The sequence below is a fragment of the Haloarchaeobius amylolyticus genome (genome assembly GCF_026616195.1).
Lineage (GTDB): Archaea > Halobacteriota > Halobacteria > Halobacteriales > Natrialbaceae > Haloarchaeobius > Haloarchaeobius amylolyticus.
On the sequence record NZ_JANHDH010000001.1, the window covers coordinates 2,300,905 to 2,319,682 of the forward strand.

Annotated in this window: 17 protein-coding genes; 8 read left to right on the top strand and 9 right to left on the bottom strand. The window is 69.2% G+C overall.

Features of this window, described 5'->3' with window-relative positions:
* Positions 1-156: 156 nt before the first annotated feature.
* Complete coding sequence (locus NOV86_RS11930; protein WP_267641619.1) at positions 157-1,215, top strand: methyltransferase domain-containing protein; 1,059 nt, start codon at positions 157-159, stop codon at positions 1,213-1,215.
* Positions 1,216-1,217: 2 nt separating this feature from the next.
* On the opposite strand, the gene NOV86_RS11935 is transcribed toward NOV86_RS11930, so the two are convergent.
* The 5 genes from NOV86_RS11935 to NOV86_RS11955 form a co-directional block, all read right to left on the bottom strand.
* Positions 1,218-1,661: an acyl-CoA thioesterase gene (locus NOV86_RS11935; protein ID WP_267641620.1), complete on the bottom strand. Its 444-nt coding sequence runs from the start codon at positions 1,659-1,661 to the stop codon at positions 1,218-1,220.
* A gap of 192 nt (positions 1,662-1,853) precedes the next feature.
* On the bottom strand, positions 1,854-2,861 hold the full coding sequence (locus NOV86_RS11940; protein WP_267641730.1) for an AAA family ATPase: 1,008 nt from the start codon (positions 2,859-2,861) through the stop codon (positions 1,854-1,856).
* A gap of 42 nt (positions 2,862-2,903) precedes the next feature.
* Positions 2,904-3,608 carry a cohesin domain-containing protein gene (locus tag NOV86_RS11945; RefSeq protein WP_267641621.1) on the bottom strand — a complete coding sequence of 235 codons (705 nt, stop codon included), beginning with the start codon at positions 3,606-3,608 and terminating at the stop codon, positions 2,904-2,906.
* A gap of 141 nt (positions 3,609-3,749) precedes the next feature.
* Positions 3,750-7,142, bottom strand: a complete 3,393-nt coding sequence (locus tag NOV86_RS11950) for a S8 family serine peptidase (protein ID WP_267641622.1) — start codon at positions 7,140-7,142, stop codon at positions 3,750-3,752.
* Positions 7,143-7,354: 212 nt separating this feature from the next.
* Complete coding sequence (locus tag NOV86_RS11955) at positions 7,355-8,656, bottom strand: DUF4382 domain-containing protein (RefSeq protein WP_267641623.1); 1,302 nt, start codon at positions 8,654-8,656, stop codon at positions 7,355-7,357.
* Between the two features lie 184 nt (positions 8,657-8,840).
* On the opposite strand from NOV86_RS11955, the gene rnz reads away from it, so the two are divergent.
* Together rnz and NOV86_RS11965 are read left to right on the top strand one after the other, a co-directional pair.
* On the top strand, positions 8,841-9,770 hold the full coding sequence (gene rnz, locus NOV86_RS11960; protein WP_267641624.1) for a ribonuclease Z: 930 nt from the start codon (positions 8,841-8,843) through the stop codon (positions 9,768-9,770).
* A 53-nt stretch (positions 9,771-9,823) separates the two neighbouring features.
* Complete coding sequence (locus NOV86_RS11965; protein ID WP_267641625.1) at positions 9,824-10,675, top strand: PhzF family phenazine biosynthesis protein; 852 nt, start codon at positions 9,824-9,826, stop codon at positions 10,673-10,675.
* A gap of 31 nt (positions 10,676-10,706) precedes the next feature.
* On the opposite strand, the gene NOV86_RS11970 is transcribed toward NOV86_RS11965, so the two are convergent.
* Entirely contained in the window at positions 10,707-11,141 is a 435-nt protein-coding gene (locus NOV86_RS11970; protein WP_267641626.1) for a rhodanese-like domain-containing protein, read from the bottom strand.
* 150 nt (positions 11,142-11,291) lie between these two features.
* On the opposite strand from NOV86_RS11970, the gene NOV86_RS11975 reads away from it, so the two are divergent.
* Positions 11,292-13,271, top strand: a complete 1,980-nt coding sequence (locus NOV86_RS11975; protein WP_267641628.1) for a DUF460 domain-containing protein — start codon at positions 11,292-11,294, stop codon at positions 13,269-13,271.
* A gap of 3 nt (positions 13,272-13,274) precedes the next feature.
* On the opposite strand, the gene NOV86_RS11980 is transcribed toward NOV86_RS11975, so the two are convergent.
* Genes NOV86_RS11980 through NOV86_RS11990 form a run of 3 tightly spaced genes read right to left on the bottom strand, consistent with a single transcriptional unit; the run spans position 13,275 to position 14,743 of the window.
* Complete coding sequence (locus NOV86_RS11980; protein WP_267641629.1) at positions 13,275-13,688, bottom strand: HIT family protein; 414 nt, start codon at positions 13,686-13,688, stop codon at positions 13,275-13,277.
* 54 nt (positions 13,689-13,742) lie between these two features.
* Positions 13,743-14,462 carry a cytochrome c biogenesis CcdA family protein gene (locus NOV86_RS11985; RefSeq protein ID WP_267641630.1) on the bottom strand — a complete coding sequence of 240 codons (720 nt, stop codon included), beginning with the start codon at positions 14,460-14,462 and terminating at the stop codon, positions 13,743-13,745.
* Between the two features lie 50 nt (positions 14,463-14,512).
* A complete protein-coding gene (locus NOV86_RS11990) occupies positions 14,513-14,743 on the bottom strand; it encodes a DUF7470 family protein (protein WP_267641631.1) in 231 nt (76 codons plus the stop codon).
* 163 nt (positions 14,744-14,906) lie between these two features.
* Between NOV86_RS11990 and eif1A the strand changes: the two genes are divergently transcribed.
* The 4 genes from eif1A (at position 14,907) to NOV86_RS12010 (ending at position 18,695) form a co-directional block, all read left to right on the top strand.
* Entirely contained in the window at positions 14,907-15,197 is a 291-nt protein-coding gene (eif1A, locus tag NOV86_RS11995; RefSeq protein ID WP_267641632.1) for a translation initiation factor eIF-1A, read from the top strand.
* A 128-nt stretch (positions 15,198-15,325) separates the two neighbouring features.
* Positions 15,326-16,222, top strand: coding sequence for a serine/threonine-protein kinase Rio1 (gene rio1 / locus NOV86_RS12000; RefSeq protein WP_267641633.1), 897 nt, complete (start codon positions 15,326-15,328; stop codon positions 16,220-16,222).
* Between the two features lie 223 nt (positions 16,223-16,445).
* On the top strand, positions 16,446-17,678 hold the full coding sequence (locus tag NOV86_RS12005) for a tryptophan--tRNA ligase (protein WP_267641634.1): 1,233 nt from the start codon (positions 16,446-16,448) through the stop codon (positions 17,676-17,678).
* A gap of 96 nt (positions 17,679-17,774) precedes the next feature.
* Positions 17,775-18,695, top strand: coding sequence for an ArsR/SmtB family transcription factor (locus NOV86_RS12010; protein ID WP_267641635.1), 921 nt, complete (start codon positions 17,775-17,777; stop codon positions 18,693-18,695).
* Positions 18,696-18,778 lie beyond the last annotated feature (83 nt).

Consider the following 18,778-nt stretch of genomic DNA (forward strand, 5'->3'; position numbering starts at 1 on the left):
TTGAATCCTTTCGCCGGGGTGACTGACAGGTCGCACGGGGGAGATGACGCGTGCTGGAGCGCGCGCGAGCCGACCCCCACGGACACGGCACCGGGGTCCTCGCCCGTACCGGCCCGCATCACAATCGTATTCAATCCCAGCCGAGTACCAGCACGCGTGTACCTGCTGGAACTCGGCGGCGAGGACGACGCCTTCGCCGCCCGCGAGGCCGGAAACGCCGCCACCGGCGTCGAACGCATCGGGGTCGGGCTCGCGACCGCCGGGAGCGTCGCGCCCGACCGGGTGCGAGGGCTCGCCTACACGCACCGCGCGAGCCGGCTCGTCGGCCGGACCGACGCCGCCATCGACAGCGCGGTCGCCCTGCTCGAGGCGGCCGGTATCGACCGCGAGGGAAGCGTCGCGGTGCGGGCGCGGGACGTCCGCGGCGCCACCGGCATCTCGACCAGCGACGCCGAGCGCGCGCTCGGCCAGGTCCTCGTCGACCGCGGCTTCACGGTCGACCTCGACGACCCCGACCACGAGCTCCGGGCCGTCTTCGCGCCGCTCGAAGAGCCCGACGAGGACGGGGGAGACGGCGACGACGAGACCGACCCGACAGCCGGCGAGGGCGGCGTCTGCGCACTGGGCTGGCTCGCCGTCGAGTCGACCCGCGACTTCGGCGACCGCATGCCGACCGACAAACCGTTCTTCCAGCCCGGGAGCATGGACCCCCTCCTGGCACGTGCCGTCGTCAACATCGCCGGGGCCGCCCCCGGCCAGCGCCTGCTCGACCCGATGTGTGGCACCGGCGGCGTCCTCGTCGAGGCCGGGCTCGTCGGCGCTGACGTGGTCGGCACCGACGCCCAGGCGAAGATGGTCGCGGGTGCGACGGAGAACCTCTCGCACTTCCTCGATTCGGCTGACCACGCCATCGAGGACCCCGGCGACTGGCACGTCTGCCGGGGCGACGCGACCCGCCTCCCCCTGCGCGACGACGCGATAGACGCGGTCGTCTTCGACGCGCCCTACGGCCGCCAGTCGAAGATCGAGACCCACGCACTGGACGACCTCGTCGCCGGCGCGCTCGCCGAGGCCCGCCGGGTGGCCGACCGCTGTGTCGTCGTCGCGGACCGCTCCTGGGTCGAGCAGGCCCGCGCGGCGGGCTGGGCGGTCGAGGACACCTTCGAGCGCCGGGTCCACCGGTCGCTGACCCGGTACGTCGTCGTGCTCGAGTAGGGCTACTCGCTCGACTGGTTCGCCAGCGCCTGCTCGCGCAGCTCCTCCTCGCCGTCACCCTCGACCGTCAGCTCCGGGACGCGGGTCGGCTTCCCGTCCTCGCCCAGTGCCACGAAGGTGAAACAGGCACTCGTCGTCTGCTCGCGCTCGCCCGTCCGTGGGTTCTCGCGGAACGCCCGGAGGAACACCTTGACGCTGGTCCGGCCCGCCTCGAAGACGTAGGACTCGATGAGTGCGGTGTCGCCCACCGGGATGGGGCGCTCGAAGGAGAACTCGTCGACGGCGGCGGTCACACACGAGTTGCCCGCGAACCGCATCGCCGACATCGCGCCGACCTCGTCCATCCACTTCATCAGGTTCCCGCCGTGGACCGCCCCGTAGTTGTTCGCGTGGTTCGGCTGGACGCGCTGGCGGTTCGAGATGTACGTCTCCGAGAGCGACGGCATACCTCCCCGTTCGCGCGGTAGCGGCAAGAGTCCTCGCCAGGGTTCAAATACCGGGCCGGCACAATCCCGGCGTGACCTGAGCGTCGGCGTCGCGTGGGCGAGGCGGGTGTGCGGCCACCCCGCGACGGTTCGAGTCCGGCCGCCTGTTCGCCACGCTATCGAGCGACTGCGTTCTCCACAGAAGACGCCGATTCAGGCCGTCCCGCGCCCCAGCTCCGCCAGCAGGTGCGAGAGGTGGACCCGGTCGGAGGTCCCCTCGCTCATGTCGAGGTCGACCTCGCCCGCCAGCCGGTGCAGGCGCGCCAGGCGGTCGCCGTCGTAGCGCTTGCGGGCCACGCGCAGCACCGAGTCGAGCACCTCCTGCCCGCTGTAGCCCTCGTCGACCAGCAGGTCGTCCAGCGTGGAGCGCGCGTCGGTGAACTCGCCGGCCTCGGCGTCGTCGAGCATCGACTGGATGACCTCCTCGTCGCCGACCTCGCCGATGGTCTCGTAGGCGGTCTGCATCGTCACCTCGCCCTCGTTCGTGTACACCGTCTGCGTGGCGAGGATGGCCTCGCGGAGGTCGCCCTCCGCGTAGCCGGCGACGTACTGGAGGCCGTCGTCGTCGTAGTCGACGCCCTCGGCCTCGACGATGTCCCGGAGGATGTCGACCGTCTCCGCGTTCGTCGCGGCCCGGAGCGACACCGGGAAACAGCGCGAGCGGATCGGCGGGATGAGCTTCGTCGGCTGGCGCGTGCAGATGACGAACTGGGTCGTCCGGTGGTAGCGCTCCATCACCCGGCGCAGCGCCTGCTGGAAGTCGACGCGGATGTCCTCCGCGTTGTCCAGCACGACGGTCTTGTAGTGGCCAGAGACCGGCGCGTAGCTCGCGGACTCCTTGAGCACGTGGTTGATCATGTCGCGCTTGGAGAGGTCGGACTTGCCGACGAGGAACGACTCGAACCGCGGGTCGTTCTTGATCTCGGTCTTCGTCCGGCCGAAGAAGTCCGCGACGTTGATCTCCACGAGGTCGTTCTCGGGGTCCTCGTGGGACTCGCGGGCCAGGGCGCGCACCGCTGCGGTCTTGCCACTCCCGGGCGGGCCGTGGAGGACGAGGTTCATCGGTTCCGAGACGGCCTTCTCGAGGTACTCGCGGGCCTCGTCTTGCGGGAGGTCCGCCAGGTCCGGGGCGTGTGTGTCGGTCCACAGCGGCGCGTCCATCATCGCCGCCTAAGCGAGGACGGCCTAAGAATCGGTCGATTCTCAGGACGACCGGCGGCCGATGGCGATGCCCGCCAGCAGGACCAGCCCCGCACCGGCGACGAGCACCGGCTGGGTGGCGGACTCGGGGAGCAGTGCGCTGTCGCTCGATGCCGCGCCGTCACCGGCACCGGTGGTGTCCCCGGAGGAACCCCCATCGTCCGGTGCCGACCCCTCGCCGTCGGTGCCGGCGCCGTCGGCCATCGCGCCGACCTGGCTCTCGCCGACCGCGACGCCGCCGGGGTCCAGCGACGTGCCGACGTGCTCGCCGTCGCCGTCGTTGACGAGCGTGTCGTCCTCGACGAACCGGAGCCGGGTGGACGCGTCCGAGCCGACCGCCTCGAAGGTGATGCGAGCCAGCGCCGGGTCCGCGCTCCCGCTCGCCCGGGACTGGGTGAGGAACACCCACCCCTCCTCGTTGTTCACGTTGACGACGGGGTCGGGGAAGTCGGCGCCCGATACCTCGGTCACGCGGACGACTGACGGGTCGAAGGTGACGTTCGCCTGGTAGCCGGCGACGTCCTCGCCGGTGGCCGCGAGCGTCACGGTCGTCGTGTCCGCGTCGTTCGCGACCTCGGCGGTCGACAGCGAGAGGGTGGCGTTCGGCTCGGCGTCGGCCGCCGCGATGGTCGTCGGAGAGACGGCGAGCGCCAGACAGCACGCCGCCAGCAGTACGGTCCTCGGGTCTGTGAGTCGGGTGGTGGTCATGGTCGTGGTCGTGTCGGAACGGCGACCGGGTCGGTCGCCGGGGTGCCCGTCGAACGGGCGGTACTGAAAGCCGCGTCGCGGTCGTCTGTGAAAGGACCCTGCACGGGGCGAGGGTGGTCGGCGAGCGATGCGACTCCCGGGTCAGGCGCGTGCCGCGAGCGCGCTCACGTCGATGGCGGTGACGGTGGTGTCCACCGTCGCCGTCAGCTGCTCGTCGACGATCTCCTCGAGGATGAGGGTCACGTCGGCGGAGGTGATGGCGCCGTCCTGGTTCACGTCGGCCAGGTCCTCGTTGAAGGTGGCGCCCGGCGGCAGGTCGCCGACGATGTACTGCTGGACGAGCGTGGCGTCCTGGACGGTGAGCTCGCCGTCCATGTTCACGTCACCCAGCATCCCGTCGGCGGTCGAGACCGCGCCGGGGGTCCACGAGACGAGCGGCGAGGTGCCGTTCTCGTAGGTCACCAGCGAGCTGCCGCGGTCCCAGGTGACGTCGGCCTCCTGGCCGTAGTCGTCCATCAGGACCTCGAACTCGACCTCGACGAACTGTGGGTCGTCGACGCCGTCAGCGACGGCCTGGGCCATGTAGATGGTCCCGTTCTGCTCGTCGACGTTCGTCACCGGGTCGGGCATGTCCTTGCCGGTCACGTCGACCACGGAGAGTTTGTCGGGGTCGTAGTCGAGCCTGGCCTGGTAGCCGGAGAGGTCGTCCAGCGTGTCGGTCCAGACGGTGACCGTGGCGGTCCCATCGGGCTGGACGGTCGTCTCGGTCACGTCGACCGTGCCGGCCGGTTCCGGCGTGTCGGACGCGAACAGCACCGAGTTCGCCAGGATCTGGTCGGCCTCCTCGGTGAACTGCTCGTCCGTGACGAATATCTCGCGACCGAGCGACGACGCGAGGACGTCCCAGCGCTCCCCGTCGACCGCGAGGCCGGCGCCCTTCACGCCCGCGTCGGCGGTGTGGAGGTCAGCGACGACCGTCGAGTCGGCCTGGCCGAACCACGAGTGGTCGTTGAACGTGGTCGCGGTGTGGAGCTGGACCGTCTCGCCGGGTTCGACGACGCCGTCGAGGATCGGGTGGTCGGCGGTCGCCTCGTAGGAGACGATGCCATCACCGAAGCCGTCCCCGGTCGTCCCGGGGGCGCCGATGGCGTCCGACCGGGTCGGGATGCCGTTGCTGTCGCTCCCCCAGTTGTCGAGCCAGACCGTCCCGACCGTGATGTCGGCGGTCGCGGCCGCGAACGCCTCGCCGTTGGCCGGGTCGATGTTCTGCACGACGAAGGTGTCGTAGCTGTCGACGTTCGCGATGGCCTCGTCGGAGCTGATAACGGTCAGCTGGTAGTTCGCGGGCAGCTCCTCGTCGAGGGTGCTCGCGACCGCCGGACCGTACTCGTCGTCGTCATCGACGACGCCGACCTGTTCGAACTCCTCGAACACCTGGGTCGGCCCGGTCGTGGCCTCGACGGACTCGTTCAGCCCCGCGAAGGTGTGGACGACCGAGACGTTCCCGGAGGTGTTCGGGGCGGTCTCGACGGTGACCGTCGCGGTCACGTCGGTCGGCTGGTCGAACTCGACGGGCTGGCCCCACGGGACCTCGTTCCCGTTGACGTACAGCGTGGCGTCGGCCTCGCTGTAGCCCGCGGCGAGTTCGGCCGTGTAGGATTCGAGGTTGGCTGCCTGTGCGACCGCGGTCACGTTATCGCCAGCCTGGACCGCTGGGGGCTGGCCCTGCTGGAGGCGGACCGCGAGCTGTTCGTCCAGGGTGAAGTTCTGGACGGCGTAGCTCCCGTTCACGCTGACCGTCCGCGTCTCCGGCACGTAGCCGAAGCCGTCGGCGGTCACGTCGTGGGTGCCGTTCTGGGCGATGACCGAGAACGAGCCGTCGGCCGCTGTCGTCGTCGACAGGCCGCCGGCAACGCTGACGGTCGCGCCACCGATTGGGTCACCGTCCGGTTCGGTCACGGTCCCGTTGACGCCCTGTTCGAGTGCGACCAGTTCGGTCGCCTGCAGCGCGTTGGGGATGCCCGCGCCGTAGCGGGTGTCGTTCCCGGACGGCTCGCCCTCGGGCTTCCAGGCGCTGTCGCGGAGGGCCCAGCGGAGGTCGTCGTTCGAGACCTCGCCGGGGCCGGCCGCGGACTCCATCAGGGCCACGACGCCCGCGACCGCCGGGGCGGACATCGAGGTGCCACTGAGTTCACAGTACTGCGACCCCTCGACACAGCCCGGGTAGCCCGGGATGGCCTGGTCTTCGGGGATCGAGCTGTACACGAGGTTCCCCGGTGCTGCGAGGTCGGGCACCACGTACTCCTCCGGCCAGTCGTCGGGAGCCGCGTCGCCCCAGGCGTCGCTGGTGTCGACGGTCATCCCGCTGGAGAAGTCGGTGACGCTCGCGTTCCGGTCGGTCGCGCCGATGGCGACCGCCTCGACGACGTTCCCGGGCGAACTGCTCATGCCCGGTCCGTCGTTCCCCGAGGACGCGATGACGATGGTGCCGGCGTCCTCGGCGTTCTGGATCGGCTCGATCATCCCGTCGATGTAACACGGGGTGTTGATGCAGCCGAGGCTCATGCTGATGACGTCGGCGTCCTCCTCGACGGCCCACTCGACGCCGCTGATGATCGCGGCGAAGGTGCCCCCCGTATCGGTGAGCACGCCGCCGTGCATGAGCTGGACGTTCGGTGCGACGCCGATCCAGGTCCCGCTGGCGTTCCCGCCGGCGACGATGCCGGAGGTGTGGGTGCCGTGCGGGCCGCTGGCGTACGGTTCGGAGTCGACGGGTTCACCGTCCCCGTTCCACTCGTTCCAGCCCCCGGGGTAGGTCGGGTCGGAGGCGTTCTCGGTGTAGAGGTCGATGTCCGGGTGGTCGACCGCGACACCCGTGTCGAGGACGGCGACCTTGGCACCGCCGCCCATCGTCCCGAACTGGTCCCAGACCTCGGTCGCGTTCGTCTGGGTCAGCGCGTAGGACGCGTTGTAGCCGTTCTGGGTGGTCGGGCCCTCGGCGGCGTTCCCGGTCGCGCGCGGTTCGGGGGCCTCGACCTCGAAGTTCGTGTGGAGGCGCTCGACGTGGTCGAGTCGCGTCAGCTCGTCGAGGTCGACCTGGTCGGTCCGGACCTCGAGGAGGACCGCGTTGGTGACCCACCAGGAGTTCGAGAGGCGGACGCCCTCGTGCTTGTTCGCCCAGCTGGCGACCTCGCGCTGGGTGACCGCCGCGTGTGCCTTGAGCGTCTGCATGGTGGACTGGCGGTCGGTCGCGGCGCGCGTCGACCCCTCCTCGAGGCGGACGACGACCTCGACGACGTCCTTTTGCTCGAACTGGCGTTCCAGTCGTGGTGAGACCCACACGTCGTCAGGTGCCGCGCTCGTGTCCCGTACTGTATCTGTCTCCGACACTGTGCTTCCGGCGCCGACGCTCCCGTCGACGCTCGTCTGTCCGTGTGTGGCCTGTGGTGCGGCCGCCGTCGTCCCGACGAACGGAGCGACGCCGCCGACGACCATCAGACCGGTGAGTGCGATCGCGAGTAACTTCCTGTTCATCGTTGCCCCTGCGAGAGAGTGTCTCGCAGCGTTCGGTGGCACCGACGGGAGGGACTAAGTTACTCTCACGATACCGTGAATATAATTCCGGGTCGGTTGGACCGCTCCGGGACGGCTGGAACAGTCCAGGCTGCGGGTATTTCGGCGTACAGCGGGCCAGAAAAGGGTATTTCCGATAGCTATAACCGAATTTTCAGCCTGTTCGCGACCGGTTACGCGGGCAGGACGGCCCCGTTACCGTTCCCGCCGTTCCCGTTGCCACCGGCTATCTTGCGTTCGAGTTCTGTCTCCGCGTCACCGCTGGTCACCTCGACCTCGAGGTCCTCGGCGTCGGGGACCTCGATGGCGAGCGTGCCGTCGGCGTCGGTCTCACCGACTGCCTCGCCGTTGACCGTCACGTTCGCGCCCTCGACGGGGCCGCTCGCGTTCGTGACCGTCAGGGTGACCGTCTCGCCAGCCTTGACCTGTCCCTGCAGTTCGGCGGTCAGCTCGCTGGCGGACTCGGACTCGTCGCTGTCCTCGCCCTCGCCGGCGTTCTCGTTCTTCTTCTCGTTCTCGTCGTCACTGTCGTCGTCGACGTCGTCGATCTCGACCTGGTCGCCGGTGCCGGACTCGCTGATGACCGGGCGGAGAACGTACTTGCCCGAGTTGCCGGCCTTGTGGATCATGATGTCGAAGACGAACTGGGTGTTCTCACCCTCCTGGACCGTGAACGCCTTGTTGATCTGGAGCTTCCCGCTCGGGAGCTTGACGTTCACCTTCTCGCCGTTCTTCAGGGTGCCTTCGACGTTGCTGACGTAGACGAACACCTTGTCGTACTCGCCGGACTGGACCTGGAAGTCGGCGAGCTTGGAGGCGTTCGCGCCCCGGAGCTCGGTCAGGTCGACCGTCTTGCTGTCGACCTCGTAGGTCGTCCAGCCCTCGCTGGACTCTGCGTCCTCGGAGTCGTCGGAGTCGTCCTCACCCTCGGACTCCTCGGTCTCGGTCTCGGATTCGGTCTCGTCGTCCGTTTCCGTCTCCGTTTCCGTTTCCGTCTCGGTGTCAGTCTCGGTCTCGGTCTCCGTATCCTCCTGCTTCGCGTCGACGGACTGGTTCGTCATGGTGTCCGTCATCGTGTGCGTCGTCTCGTCGGGCTCCTCGGCGGTCATCGTCGAGGTGTCGGTGTCCGTGGTCGTCGTGGACGTGTCGGTCGCCGTCTCGGTCTCGGAGTCCGTGGACGTCTCCGTCTCGTTCTCCGTCTCCGTCTCGGTCTCGTCCGACTCGACGTCACCGGTGCGGTGGAGGCCGACCTCGGTGATGGTCACGTTGAGGTGCTCGAAGTCGTCGATCGCACCCGGGCGGTCGCTCACGTAGAAGGACATCGTGGCGTCGCCCGAGCTACCGGTGCCATCGGTTGCGGTACTATCACTGTTCGGGGCGGCTGTCTGCGTGCCATCGACAGCGCCACCCAGACAGCCGGCGGTTACCAGCAGGGCGGCCATCGCGAGTGCCGCCAGGACGTTCGGTCGCGTCATTACAGTCCATCCTCCGTCTCGGGACCTGATAAACCGGTTACTCCGTTCCGGACCGTTCGGTCGATTTTGCGGTTTTCGCCGGCGATGAACGGTAATGAACGGTTTCGCATCTTTTCGGGTCCCTGCCAGAACGGCGGTCGACCGATTCGACACCGGTTTCACGCTGCCGGGCGGACGGGTTGGTATGTCGCTTCGCGTGACGTTCCTCGGCACCAGTGGGGCCGTTCCGACGACCCAGCGTAACCCGTCGGCCATCTACTGTCAGCGCGAGGGCGAGGGCTTCCTCTTCGACTGCGCGGAGGGGACCCAGCGCCAGATGATGCGCTTCGGCACGGGGTTCGGCATCGACCACCTGTTCGTCACGCACACCCACGGGGACCACGTCCTCGGCATCCCCGGGCTCATGCAGACGATGGACTTCAACGACCGCGAGGACGCGCTGGCCATCCACTGCCCGGCCGGCGAGCGCCGCGTCGTCGAGGGGCTGCTCCGGGCGACCGGCAACCGGCCGTCGTTCCCGGTCCGGGTCCACGAGGTGACGCCGGGCGACGTGGCCCTCGACCGTGACGAGTACGAGATCCGCGTCTTCGACGTAGAGCACCGGACGAACGCGGTGGGCTACGCGCTGGTCGAGGACGACCGCAAGGGCCGGTTCGACCGCGAGCACGCGGAGGAACTCGGCGTTCCGGTCGGCCCGAAGTTCTCGAAACTCCACGAGGGGAACCCGGTCGAACTCGAGGACGGGACCGTCGTCCACCCCGAGCAGGTCGTCGGCGACCCCCGGCCGGGCCGCCGGTTCGTCTACACCGGCGACACGGAACCGGTGGCCGCCACGGCCGAGGTCGCGGCGAACGCGGACCTGCTGGTCCACGACGCGACCTTCGCGGAGGACGGCCGCGAGCGCGCCGGCGAGACCGGCCACTCGACGGCGAAACAGGCCGCCGAACTCGCCCGCCGGGCCGGGGTCAAACGGCTCGCGCTCACCCACATCTCCTCGCGGTACGCCAACGACGTCTCCGCCCACGAGGAGGAAGCTTCCGAGGTGTTCGACGGCGAGGTGTTCGTCCCGGACGACGGCGACACCGTCGAGATTCCGTACCCGGACGGCGAGTGACGCGGGCACACACGACACGATTCTTTTAGCGGCTGCCGTCCGCACGCACAGACATGGCACACGAGTTCCACATCGTGGACGTGTTCGCGACCGAGCGCTACGCCGGGAACCAGCTCGCGGTCGTGACGGGGGCGGGGGACCTCGCCGACGAGACGATGCAGGCCATCGCCCGCGAGTTCGGCTACTCGGAGACGACGTTCGTCGAGGGGCGGGACGACGACGGCTGGCACGTCCGCATCTTCACGCCGGCCGAGGAGATCCCCTTCGCGGGCCACCCGACCCTCGGGACGGCCTGGGTCATCCGCGAGCAGCTGGCGACGGGGAGCCCGGACCCGGTCCTGCTCCATCTGGAGGTGGGAGACGTGCCGGTCCGTGTCGAGGACGGGTCGCTCTGGATGACCCAGCAGGCACCGTCGTTCGGACAGGAGTTCGAGCGCGAGGCGGCCGCGGCCGCCCTCGGACTCGACCCCGGGGCGGTGACGGAGAACCTGCCCGTGCAGGCGGTCTCGACCGGCCTGCCGACCATCGTCGTCCCGCTCCGGGACCGGGAAGCATTGGAAACCATCGAGGTCGACCGTCCGGCCTACGATGCCCTGACCGAGGGGCACGACGCCAAGAACCTGCTGGCGTACTGTTCGGACCCGCGCGACGAGGCACACGACTACGCCGTCCGGGTGTTCGCGCCGTACTACGGCGTCCCCGAGGACCCGGCGACTGGCTCCTCGAACGGCTGTCTGGCGGGGTACCTCGCCCGGCACCGCGGCGGTGTCGACGCGGTCGTCGAACAGGGCTACGAGATGGGGCGGCCGTCGCTGCTCGAACTGCGGGCGAACCGGGTCGCCGGCGACGTACACGTCGAGGTCGGCGGGGACGTGGTCCCGGTCGCGGATGGGACGCTCCGCTGACGGGGCAGGGGAGCCAGAGAAGCAGGCGCGGTCAGTTGGCGACGGTCACCGCCTGGACCGGGCCGCCGGCCCGGCGCCAGCCGTCGAAGCCGTCCTCGACCATGATGACGTACGGGAAGCCCATCTCGGCGGCGCGCTGGGCGGCGAGGGCGGCCCGGCTGCCGCCCGCCGAGTAGAAGACGAGTTCCTTCGCCGGGTCGATGGCGTCGATGCTGTGTGGGCTCTTCGGGTCGAGGTAGAACTCCAGCATGCCGCGCGAGGCGTGGATCGCACCGGGTATCTTCCCGGTCCGCCGGAGTTCGCCCCCGTCCCGGACGTCGACGAACAGCACGTCGTCGTCGCCGAAGCGCGCCAGCGCCTCGGTCGGCTGGTACGCCCGGACCGCCGCTCTCGCCTCCCTGACCAGGTCACGATACCCCTTCGTCAGCGCCACCTGCTGGCGGCGTTCCCCCTGTTCGTGGGACATATCTGTGTCTAGAGTGAACGCGTCCCAGGGAGATAGCTTCGTTCCCGGTTCCGGGCGGCTGAGAATCGGAGACGGCGAGATGCGGGGGGCGTCACGGGCGGTCGCTGGCGCGGCACGGGATTTATGGCCACTGATTGCCTACCCGGCGGTGTGAGCGCCCGTACCACGGCCCTCGACGCCGTCATCTTCGGCGTCGACATCCAGAGCGGGGACGTTCGGGGTGACGCACCTTCTTACGCGCTCGTCGTCTTCGACGGCGACTCCGTCGAACGCGACGTGGTCACCTACCGGAAGCTCCGCCGCCGTATCGACGCCGAGACGCCGGCTATCGTGGCCACGGACAACATGTACGAACTCGCCGAGGACAAGGACGACCTGGTCCGGTTCCTCGGGAGTCTCCCGGACGAGACACGCCTCGTCCAGGTGACGGGTGACGAACAGCCCGAACCCCTCTCCCGCGTCGCCTCCCGGCACGGGGTTCCGTATGGGAAAGACCCGATGCAGGAGGCCGAGGCGGCCGCACGCCTCGCGGCCGGCAACGTCGGCTACGAGGTCAGCGCCTTCACGGACACGACACGGGTGAAGGTCTCGCGCGGTCGCTCGACCGGCAAGGGCGGCTGGAGCCAGGACCGATACACGCGGCGCATCCACGGGAACGTCAAGAAGCGCGCCCGCGAGGTCGAGTCGACGCTCGACGAGGCGGGCCTGGACTACGAGGTGGACGTGACCGAGAAGTACGGCGGCTACTCCAGCGCGGTGTTCTCGGTCGACGCCCACCCCGCCGACATCCCCCTCTCGCGGAACCGCTCGGGCGACACCCGCATCGAGATCGAGCGCGAGCGCCGCGACGGCATCGAGTTCGAACCCCTCGCGAAGCGCCGCGACCACGTCATCGTCGGGGTCGACCCCGGGACGACGACCGCGGTCGCCATCGTCGGCCTCGACGGGCAGGTGCTCGACGTGCTCTCGACCCGGACCGCGGACATGGCCGCCGTCATCGAGTGGGTCGTCGAGCGCGGTCGACCGGTCATCGTCGCCGCCGACGTGACGCCGATGCCGAACACGGTCCAGCGCGTCCGGACCAGTTTCGACGCCGTCGGCTGGGAGCCCGACAGCGACCTGCCCATCGACGAGAAGCAACACCGGACCCGCGAGGTCGGCTACGACAACGACCACGAGCGCGACGCGCTCGCGGCGGCCCTGTTCGCCTACGACGACCACGAGGACCAGTTCGCGCGCATCGCCCAGAAGACGCCGCCCCGCCTCGACCGCGGGACGGTCACGGCGAAGGTGCTGGCGGGTGAGGGCGGCGTCGAGGCCGTCATCGCGGAGCTCACCGAGTCCGAGGACGAGGGCGAGGAGGAACACGAGCACGACCCGCGCGAACTCACCGACGAGGAGAAGCGCATCCGCGACCTCGAACGGCAGGTCGAGCGCCTCGACGAGCACGTCGACTCCCTCGAATCGACCATCGCGGAGAAGGACGACCGTATCGACGAACTGGAACAGGAGCTCTCCGAGGCCCGCCGGAAGGAGCGCAAGGAGGCGAAAGAGCGCCGGACCGTCACGCGCCTGGAGCGCCGGAACCGGGCGCTCGAACGCGACCTCGAGGAGAAGGACGAGGAGATAGAGGCGCTGGAGGGCAAACTGAAGCGGCTCAAGGAGCTGTGGAAGCTCGACCACTCGAACTTCGCGGACGTCTCCGAGAAGAAGAAGGGGCTCGTCCCGGTCAAGCCGGTCGAGAAGTTCACGAAGGACGCCATCGACGCGGCCCACGAGAGCTACGGGCTGGCGAAGGGCGACGTGGTGTACCTGCGCGACGCCTCCGGGGCCGGTCCCTCGACCGCGAAGAAGCTCGTCGAGCACGAGCCCCGCGTCGTCATCAAGGACGGCGGACTGTCCGAGGCCGCCGACGAGATACTGTTCGAGCACCGCATCCCGGTCGGCCCGGCCGACGACGTGGCGATGCAGGAGGTCGACGAACTCGCGGTCGCGCGCGAGGACGACGTGAAGTCGGTCATCGCCGACTGGGAGGACCGCGCCGAGGAACGCAAGAAGGACCAGAAGAACGAGATGGTCGACCAGATCATCAGCGAGCACCGGGCCGAGCGCGGGACCGGGCGGTACTGACAGCTACTCTGTTTCTGTCGCGCCCAGCGCCTCCCGAACCGCCGCGTAGTCCTCCTCTTTCCCCCGTGATTCGTAGCCGCTGTCGGGCCAGAGGTCCAGCCCGTCGTCCGCGCGGCGGGGGGCGACGTGCAGGTGGAAGTGCGGGACCGACTGCTGGACGCCGGTGTCGTGGAGGAGGTTCACGCCGTCGAAAGCGGCCGCTTCGAGGCGGGTCGCGATGTCCTTCGCGTGGTCGGTGACCGCCCGGAGCGACGCCGCGGGGATGTCGAACAGGTTCTCGTGGTGGGCCTTCGGGACGACCAGCAGGTGGCCCTCGGAGACGGGGTCGAGTGGGGCGAACGCGAGCGTCTCGTCGGTCTCGTCGAGCAGGGTGGCCTCGGCCTCGTCCGCGACGATGGCACAGAAGACACAGTCCATACCGGTGCGTGGCGGCTGGTCCCCGTCAGCGTTCCCCCGGCGTGATACCGGTACTCACGCCAACCCGAGGAGGGCCGCGCCGTCGAACTCGACGAAGAAGAGGTATATCTGGTAGACGCCGGCGACGACCAGCAGGGCCCCGGCGGCGCGGGTGATGCGCCCCGTGTTGCGGGTGAGCCGACGCACGAGCACGTCCCGGCCGACCGCGGTCGCGACCGTCAGGAGTATCATCAGGACGCTCATCCCGGCGGCGTAGGCGACCAGCCGGGCGATTCCAGCACCGGGGTCCGTCGTCAGCGCGCCGAGGACGACGCTGAAGAACAGGGGCGCGGTACAGCCCGCGGCGGCCGCGGCGTACACCACCCCGAAGGCGACGTACCCCGAGGCCGAGCGCTCTCGCTCGGGGAGGACCACCTGCTGGAGGCTGACCTTCACCCCGGCGGCCATCGCCGCGCCGAGGAGTATCATCAGCGCGCCGACGACGAGTTCCAGTATCGCGATGTGCTGGAGGTAGCGGGTGCCGAGCGCGACGACCACCCCGCCGAGCAGGCCGTACACCGCGAAGAAGCCCAGACTGACGAGCAGGGCGACCCCGACCGCCCGGAGGACGGTCGCGGTCGAGACCTGCTGGTGGCCCGCGTCACCCTCGCCCGCGCTCGTCCCGACGTAGTAGGAGACGTAGCCCGGCAGGAGGGGGAACGCACAGGGCGCGAAGAAGGCCCCCGCGCCGAGGGTGAAGGCGTACCAGAGCCAGGACGAGGCGAGGAGGTCCATGGATGAAACGAGGCGGGGTCGTGGTAAATAGCTCCGGCGGTCGGGCGCGCTCAGAACATCCCGCCCATGCCGAACATCCCGAGCATGCTGCTGAGGAGTGCCTTCACGAGCAGGGCCACGCCGACGACGAAGACGGCGAGGCCGGCCGCGACGATGGGGTTCCCGACCGCGACGACGGCGATGCCGGCGAGCATCAACACGCCGCCGAGGAACCCGGAGAGCCCGAGCATCTGCCCGTACTTGCCGCCGACACCGCCAGACTGGGACGAATCTGCTGCCATGTGCTCCCGTCGCGGGGCCACCGGATTAAACGGCGTGGTTCGTGCGTGAAACGATTCAGGGCTGGGGCAGTGTCGGTGACCGGGGTGGGCGACCACCACCGAACGACCCGCTCACCTCCGGAAGTCCAGATAAGTTAAAAACGTCGGCCACCAAGCACCACGTATGAGTGACAACGAGGGCGGCGGTCGACGTAACCTTCGTATGCCAGACGACGACGAGGTGTTCGCGACGGTGACCAACATGCTCGGCGCGAACCGGGTCAGAGTCCGCTGTGCCGACGGGGTCGAGCGCACAGCCCGGATTCCGGGCAAGATGCAGAAACGCGTCTGGATCCGCGAGGACGACGTGGTGCTCGTGAGTCCGTGGGACTGGCAGGACGAGAAGGCCGACATCACCTGGCGCTACGAGAAGCAGGACGCCGACCAGCTCCGCGAGGAAGGTCACATCCAGTAAGGCGGTGTTCGTTCTCGGTCGTCGCGGGTCGTCCGGTGGATAGCTGTTTCTGCTGTCGGTGATTCGATTCCACTCGAGCAGCCGGCGATACCAAGGCTGATACCCCTTCGCCACGTGGCATGGGCTAGATGACAGAGGAGTACGGACTGGTGGAGCCCGAGGCCGTCGAGACGCCCGGCGACGAGTGGGAGGAGATCGACGTCTCCGACACGGAAGCCGACCGTATCGCACGGAAACGAGACCGGGAGTTCAGTCAGTTCCGGAAACGCATCAAGGACGCCGACCAGTTCAAGGTGGAGGCGTCGGTGTTCGACGACGCGACCTACGCCGCGCTGTACAAACTGGTGCAGGACGGCTGGGTCGACGCGCTCGGGGGGCCCATCTCGACGGGGAAGGAGGCGAACGTCTACACCGCGCTGGGCGGGGAACGCTCCGCCGAGGAACTGGCCCAAGAGAGCCCGGAGGTGGCCATCAAGGCGTACCGCATCAACGCGTCGGACTTCCGGGACATGCGGGACTACCTGACGGGGGACCCGCGATTCGAGGGCATCGGCTCGAAGAAGAAGCAGGTCGTGCTCGCGTGGGTGCGCAAGGAGTACGCGAACCTCGAACGCGCCCAGAAGGCGGGGGTCCGGGTCCCGAAGCCGCTGGCGGTCGAGCGGAACCTGCTCGTGATGGAGTACATCGGTGCCGAGGACGGCCGGGCGAAACGGCTCGCCGAGGTCCACGTCGAGAACCCGGAGACGGCCTACGAGGTCGTGCGGGAGTACATGCGCCGCCTGCACCAGTCGGGGCTGGTCCACGGCGACCTCTCGGAGTACAACATGGTCATCCACGAGGGCGAGCTGGTCGTCATCGACCTCGGGCAGGCCGTGACGGTCCACCACCCGAACGCGCGGGACTTCCTCGAACGCGACTGTCGGAACGTCGCGAACTTCTTCGCCCGTCAGGGCGTCGACGTGACCGGCGACGACCTCTACGACTTCGTCATCGAGGAGGGCGACTGGGCCGACGTCGAGGAGTAGCAGTCGTCCTGCCGGTCGGCCGACACGAGAGCGAAACCGATAAACGACGGAATCCAGTACCTTCTCCCATGCAGTCCGCTCCCTGCTGGCGCTGGCGCAGTTTCCCGGGAGCGGACAGTATCGCGTGCGGCGTCGACGTGGCGTAACCGGGTCGGCGGCGGCGCGGTGCTCCCTTCGTTCTCTTCGTGCACCGCCCGACAGCCGCCAGTCCCACGTATCCACGATGACACGCCACGACGACACGACAGACGCACAGCACGCGACAGAGACAGGAGAACAGCACACGACCAGCGACACCGACGAGGACCCCGGGTTCACCGTCACGCCCTACGCCGTCTCCGGGACGGTCGACTACGACAGGTTGCTCGAGCAGTTCGGGGCGGACCGCCTCACCGCCGAGCAGGTCGACCGCTTCCCCGACCACCAGATGCTCCGCCGGGGCATCTACTACGCCGGCCGGGACGTCGACCCGTACCTCGACGCTGCCGAGGCCGGCGAGACACACAGCATCGTCACCGGTATCGGGCCCTCGGGGCCGATGCACATCGGGCACGCGCCGGTGTTCTACGTCGCGAAGCGCCTGCAGGACGCCACGGGCGCGCACGTGTACATCCCGCTCTCCGACGACGAGAAGTACTACTCGAAGGACCTCACGTATCCCGAAATCGGCGAGTACACGCGCCAGAACCTGCGGGACGTCCTCGCGGTCGGCTTCGACCCCGCGAAGACGACCATCGTCGTCGACACGGCCGACGCCGACGTGGTCTACCCCCTCGCGAGCGCGTTCGCGAGGCACCTCACGCAGGCGACGGTCGACGCCACCTACGGCGACCCCGAGAACGTCGGCCTCTCGTTCTACCCGGCGGTCCAGACCGCCCACCTGCTCCTGCCCCAGCTCGTCCACGGCGCGCACCCGACGCTGGTCCCGGTCGCGGTCGACCAGGACCCGCACGTCCGGGTGTGCCGGGACGTGGCCGCCAAGGAGCGGTTCCCGGTCCGGAAGCCGGGGGCACTTCTGGGGAAGTTCCTGCCGGACCTCTCCGGGCCGGGGAAGATGTCGAGCAGCGCCGACGTGCCGAGCATCACCCTCGACGACGACCCCGAGACCGTCCGCGACACGGTGCTGACCCACGCGTTCTCGGGCGGCCGGTCGAGCGTCGAGGAGCACCGCGAGCACGGCGGCGACCCGACGGTCGACGTGCCCTTCCAGCTCCTGCGGTTCTTCTTCGAACCGGACGACGAGGCGGTCGAGCGTCTCGCCCGCGAGTACCGGGCCGGCGACCTCCTGAGCGGAGAGCTGAAGGAGCTCGCGGCCGGGCGCATCACCGAGTTCCTCGCGGCCCACCAGGAGCGCAAGGCGGCCCTCGGCCCCCTCGAGGAGGAGCTGCCGGCGTACCGGCTCGGGCCTGCTGCGAAGCAGACGGCTCTGGAGGCGGTCGGTCTCGACCCCATCTGAGCCCTGGACCGGGCCACCGCGGGTCACCGGCCAGCACCCGACTGTGTCGCCCCGTGACACGGTAGCGAGATATGCTTCTCTCTCCTGATGTATCGTATGGACAACACGGACCCTGCCGACGCCGTCTCCCACGGGGCGGCGTTCGCGTTGCTGGGGAACGAGACACGGGTGGCCATCCTCCGCGAGCTCTGGGAGACCGCGACGGAGGGGCCCATGCCGTTCTCCGAGCTGCGCGAGCGCGTCGGCATGCGCGACTCGGGCCAGTTCAACTACCACCTGACGAAGCTCACGGGCACCTTCATCCGGAAGGTCGACCCCGAAGACGACGAGGAGGGCGAGGGCGGGTACGTCCTGCGCTTCGCCGGTATCGCGGTCGTCGGGGCCATCCTCTCGGGGATGTACCAGCAGGCCGGCTTCGACGAACCGGTCCCCGTCGACGGCGAGTGCCCGCGCTGTGGGGGCGCGCTCGACCTCGAATACGAGGACGAACGCGCGAACCTCTCGTGTCGCGACTGCGGGAACTTCACCCTCCAGTCGAACATCCCGGCGGGGGTCTTCTCGCAGTACGACCGCGAGGCGACGCCGGAGGTGTTCGACCGGTGGATGCGCGCCCAGGTCGACCAGATCGCGGCCGGGTTCTGTATGCTCTGCCAGGGGAAGACGACGTTCACGGTCCTGCTCGGCGCGCACACCGGCGCGGACTGGGCGGAGGAGGACGAGGCACTCGTCGAGTACGAGTGCGAGCGCTGTGGCGCGACCCTCTACGCCAGCGTCACCGAGATGCTGACCCGGCACCCGGCCATCGTCTCGTTCTACCACGACCACGGCGCCGACGTCCGGGACGAACCGACGTGGGGGCTCGACTGGCTGCTCGACGAGGTCGCGGTCGTCACCGAGGACCCCCTCACCGTCTCCTTCGACGTGACGGTCGACGACGAGACGCTCCGGCTGACGGTCGACGACCAGTTGACCGTCGTCGCCGAGGAGCGGCTACCGGCCGAGCAGGCACGGGCCTGACCACGCCGGCGAACTGACCACGCCCCGACAGAACCTGCGTTCTGCCCGGCGGCGGACAGAAGTGTCCTTCTGCGTTCACTTAT

Coding starts and splice junctions, on each gene's coding strand:
- NOV86_RS11990 (WP_267641631.1), bottom strand. CDS start 14,743: ATGGCAGCAGATTCGTCCCAGTCTGGCGGTGTCGGCGGCAAGTACGGG.
- eif1A (WP_267641632.1), top strand. CDS start 14,907: ATGAGTGACAACGAGGGCGGCGGTCGACGTAACCTTCGTATGCCAGAC.
- NOV86_RS11955 (WP_267641623.1), bottom strand. CDS start 8,656: ATGACGCGACCGAACGTCCTGGCGGCACTCGCGATGGCCGCCCTGCTG.
- NOV86_RS11970 (WP_267641626.1), bottom strand. CDS start 11,141: ATGTCCCACGAACAGGGGGAACGCCGCCAGCAGGTGGCGCTGACGAAG.
- NOV86_RS12010 (WP_267641635.1), top strand. CDS start 17,775: ATGGACAACACGGACCCTGCCGACGCCGTCTCCCACGGGGCGGCGTTC.
- NOV86_RS11980 (WP_267641629.1), bottom strand. CDS start 13,688: ATGGACTGTGTCTTCTGTGCCATCGTCGCGGACGAGGCCGAGGCCACC.
- NOV86_RS12005 (WP_267641634.1), top strand. CDS start 16,446: ATGACACGCCACGACGACACGACAGACGCACAGCACGCGACAGAGACA.
- NOV86_RS11965 (WP_267641625.1), top strand. CDS start 9,824: ATGGCACACGAGTTCCACATCGTGGACGTGTTCGCGACCGAGCGCTAC.
- NOV86_RS11945 (WP_267641621.1), bottom strand. CDS start 3,608: ATGACCACCACCCGACTCACAGACCCGAGGACCGTACTGCTGGCGGCG.
- rnz (WP_267641624.1), top strand. CDS start 8,841: ATGTCGCTTCGCGTGACGTTCCTCGGCACCAGTGGGGCCGTTCCGACG.
- NOV86_RS11940 (WP_267641730.1), bottom strand. CDS start 2,861: ATGGACGCGCCGCTGTGGACCGACACACACGCCCCGGACCTGGCGGAC.
- NOV86_RS11935 (WP_267641620.1), bottom strand. CDS start 1,661: ATGCCGTCGCTCTCGGAGACGTACATCTCGAACCGCCAGCGCGTCCAG.
- NOV86_RS11985 (WP_267641630.1), bottom strand. CDS start 14,462: ATGGACCTCCTCGCCTCGTCCTGGCTCTGGTACGCCTTCACCCTCGGC.
- NOV86_RS11950 (WP_267641622.1), bottom strand. CDS start 7,142: ATGAACAGGAAGTTACTCGCGATCGCACTCACCGGTCTGATGGTCGTC.
- rio1 (WP_267641633.1), top strand. CDS start 15,326: ATGACAGAGGAGTACGGACTGGTGGAGCCCGAGGCCGTCGAGACGCCC.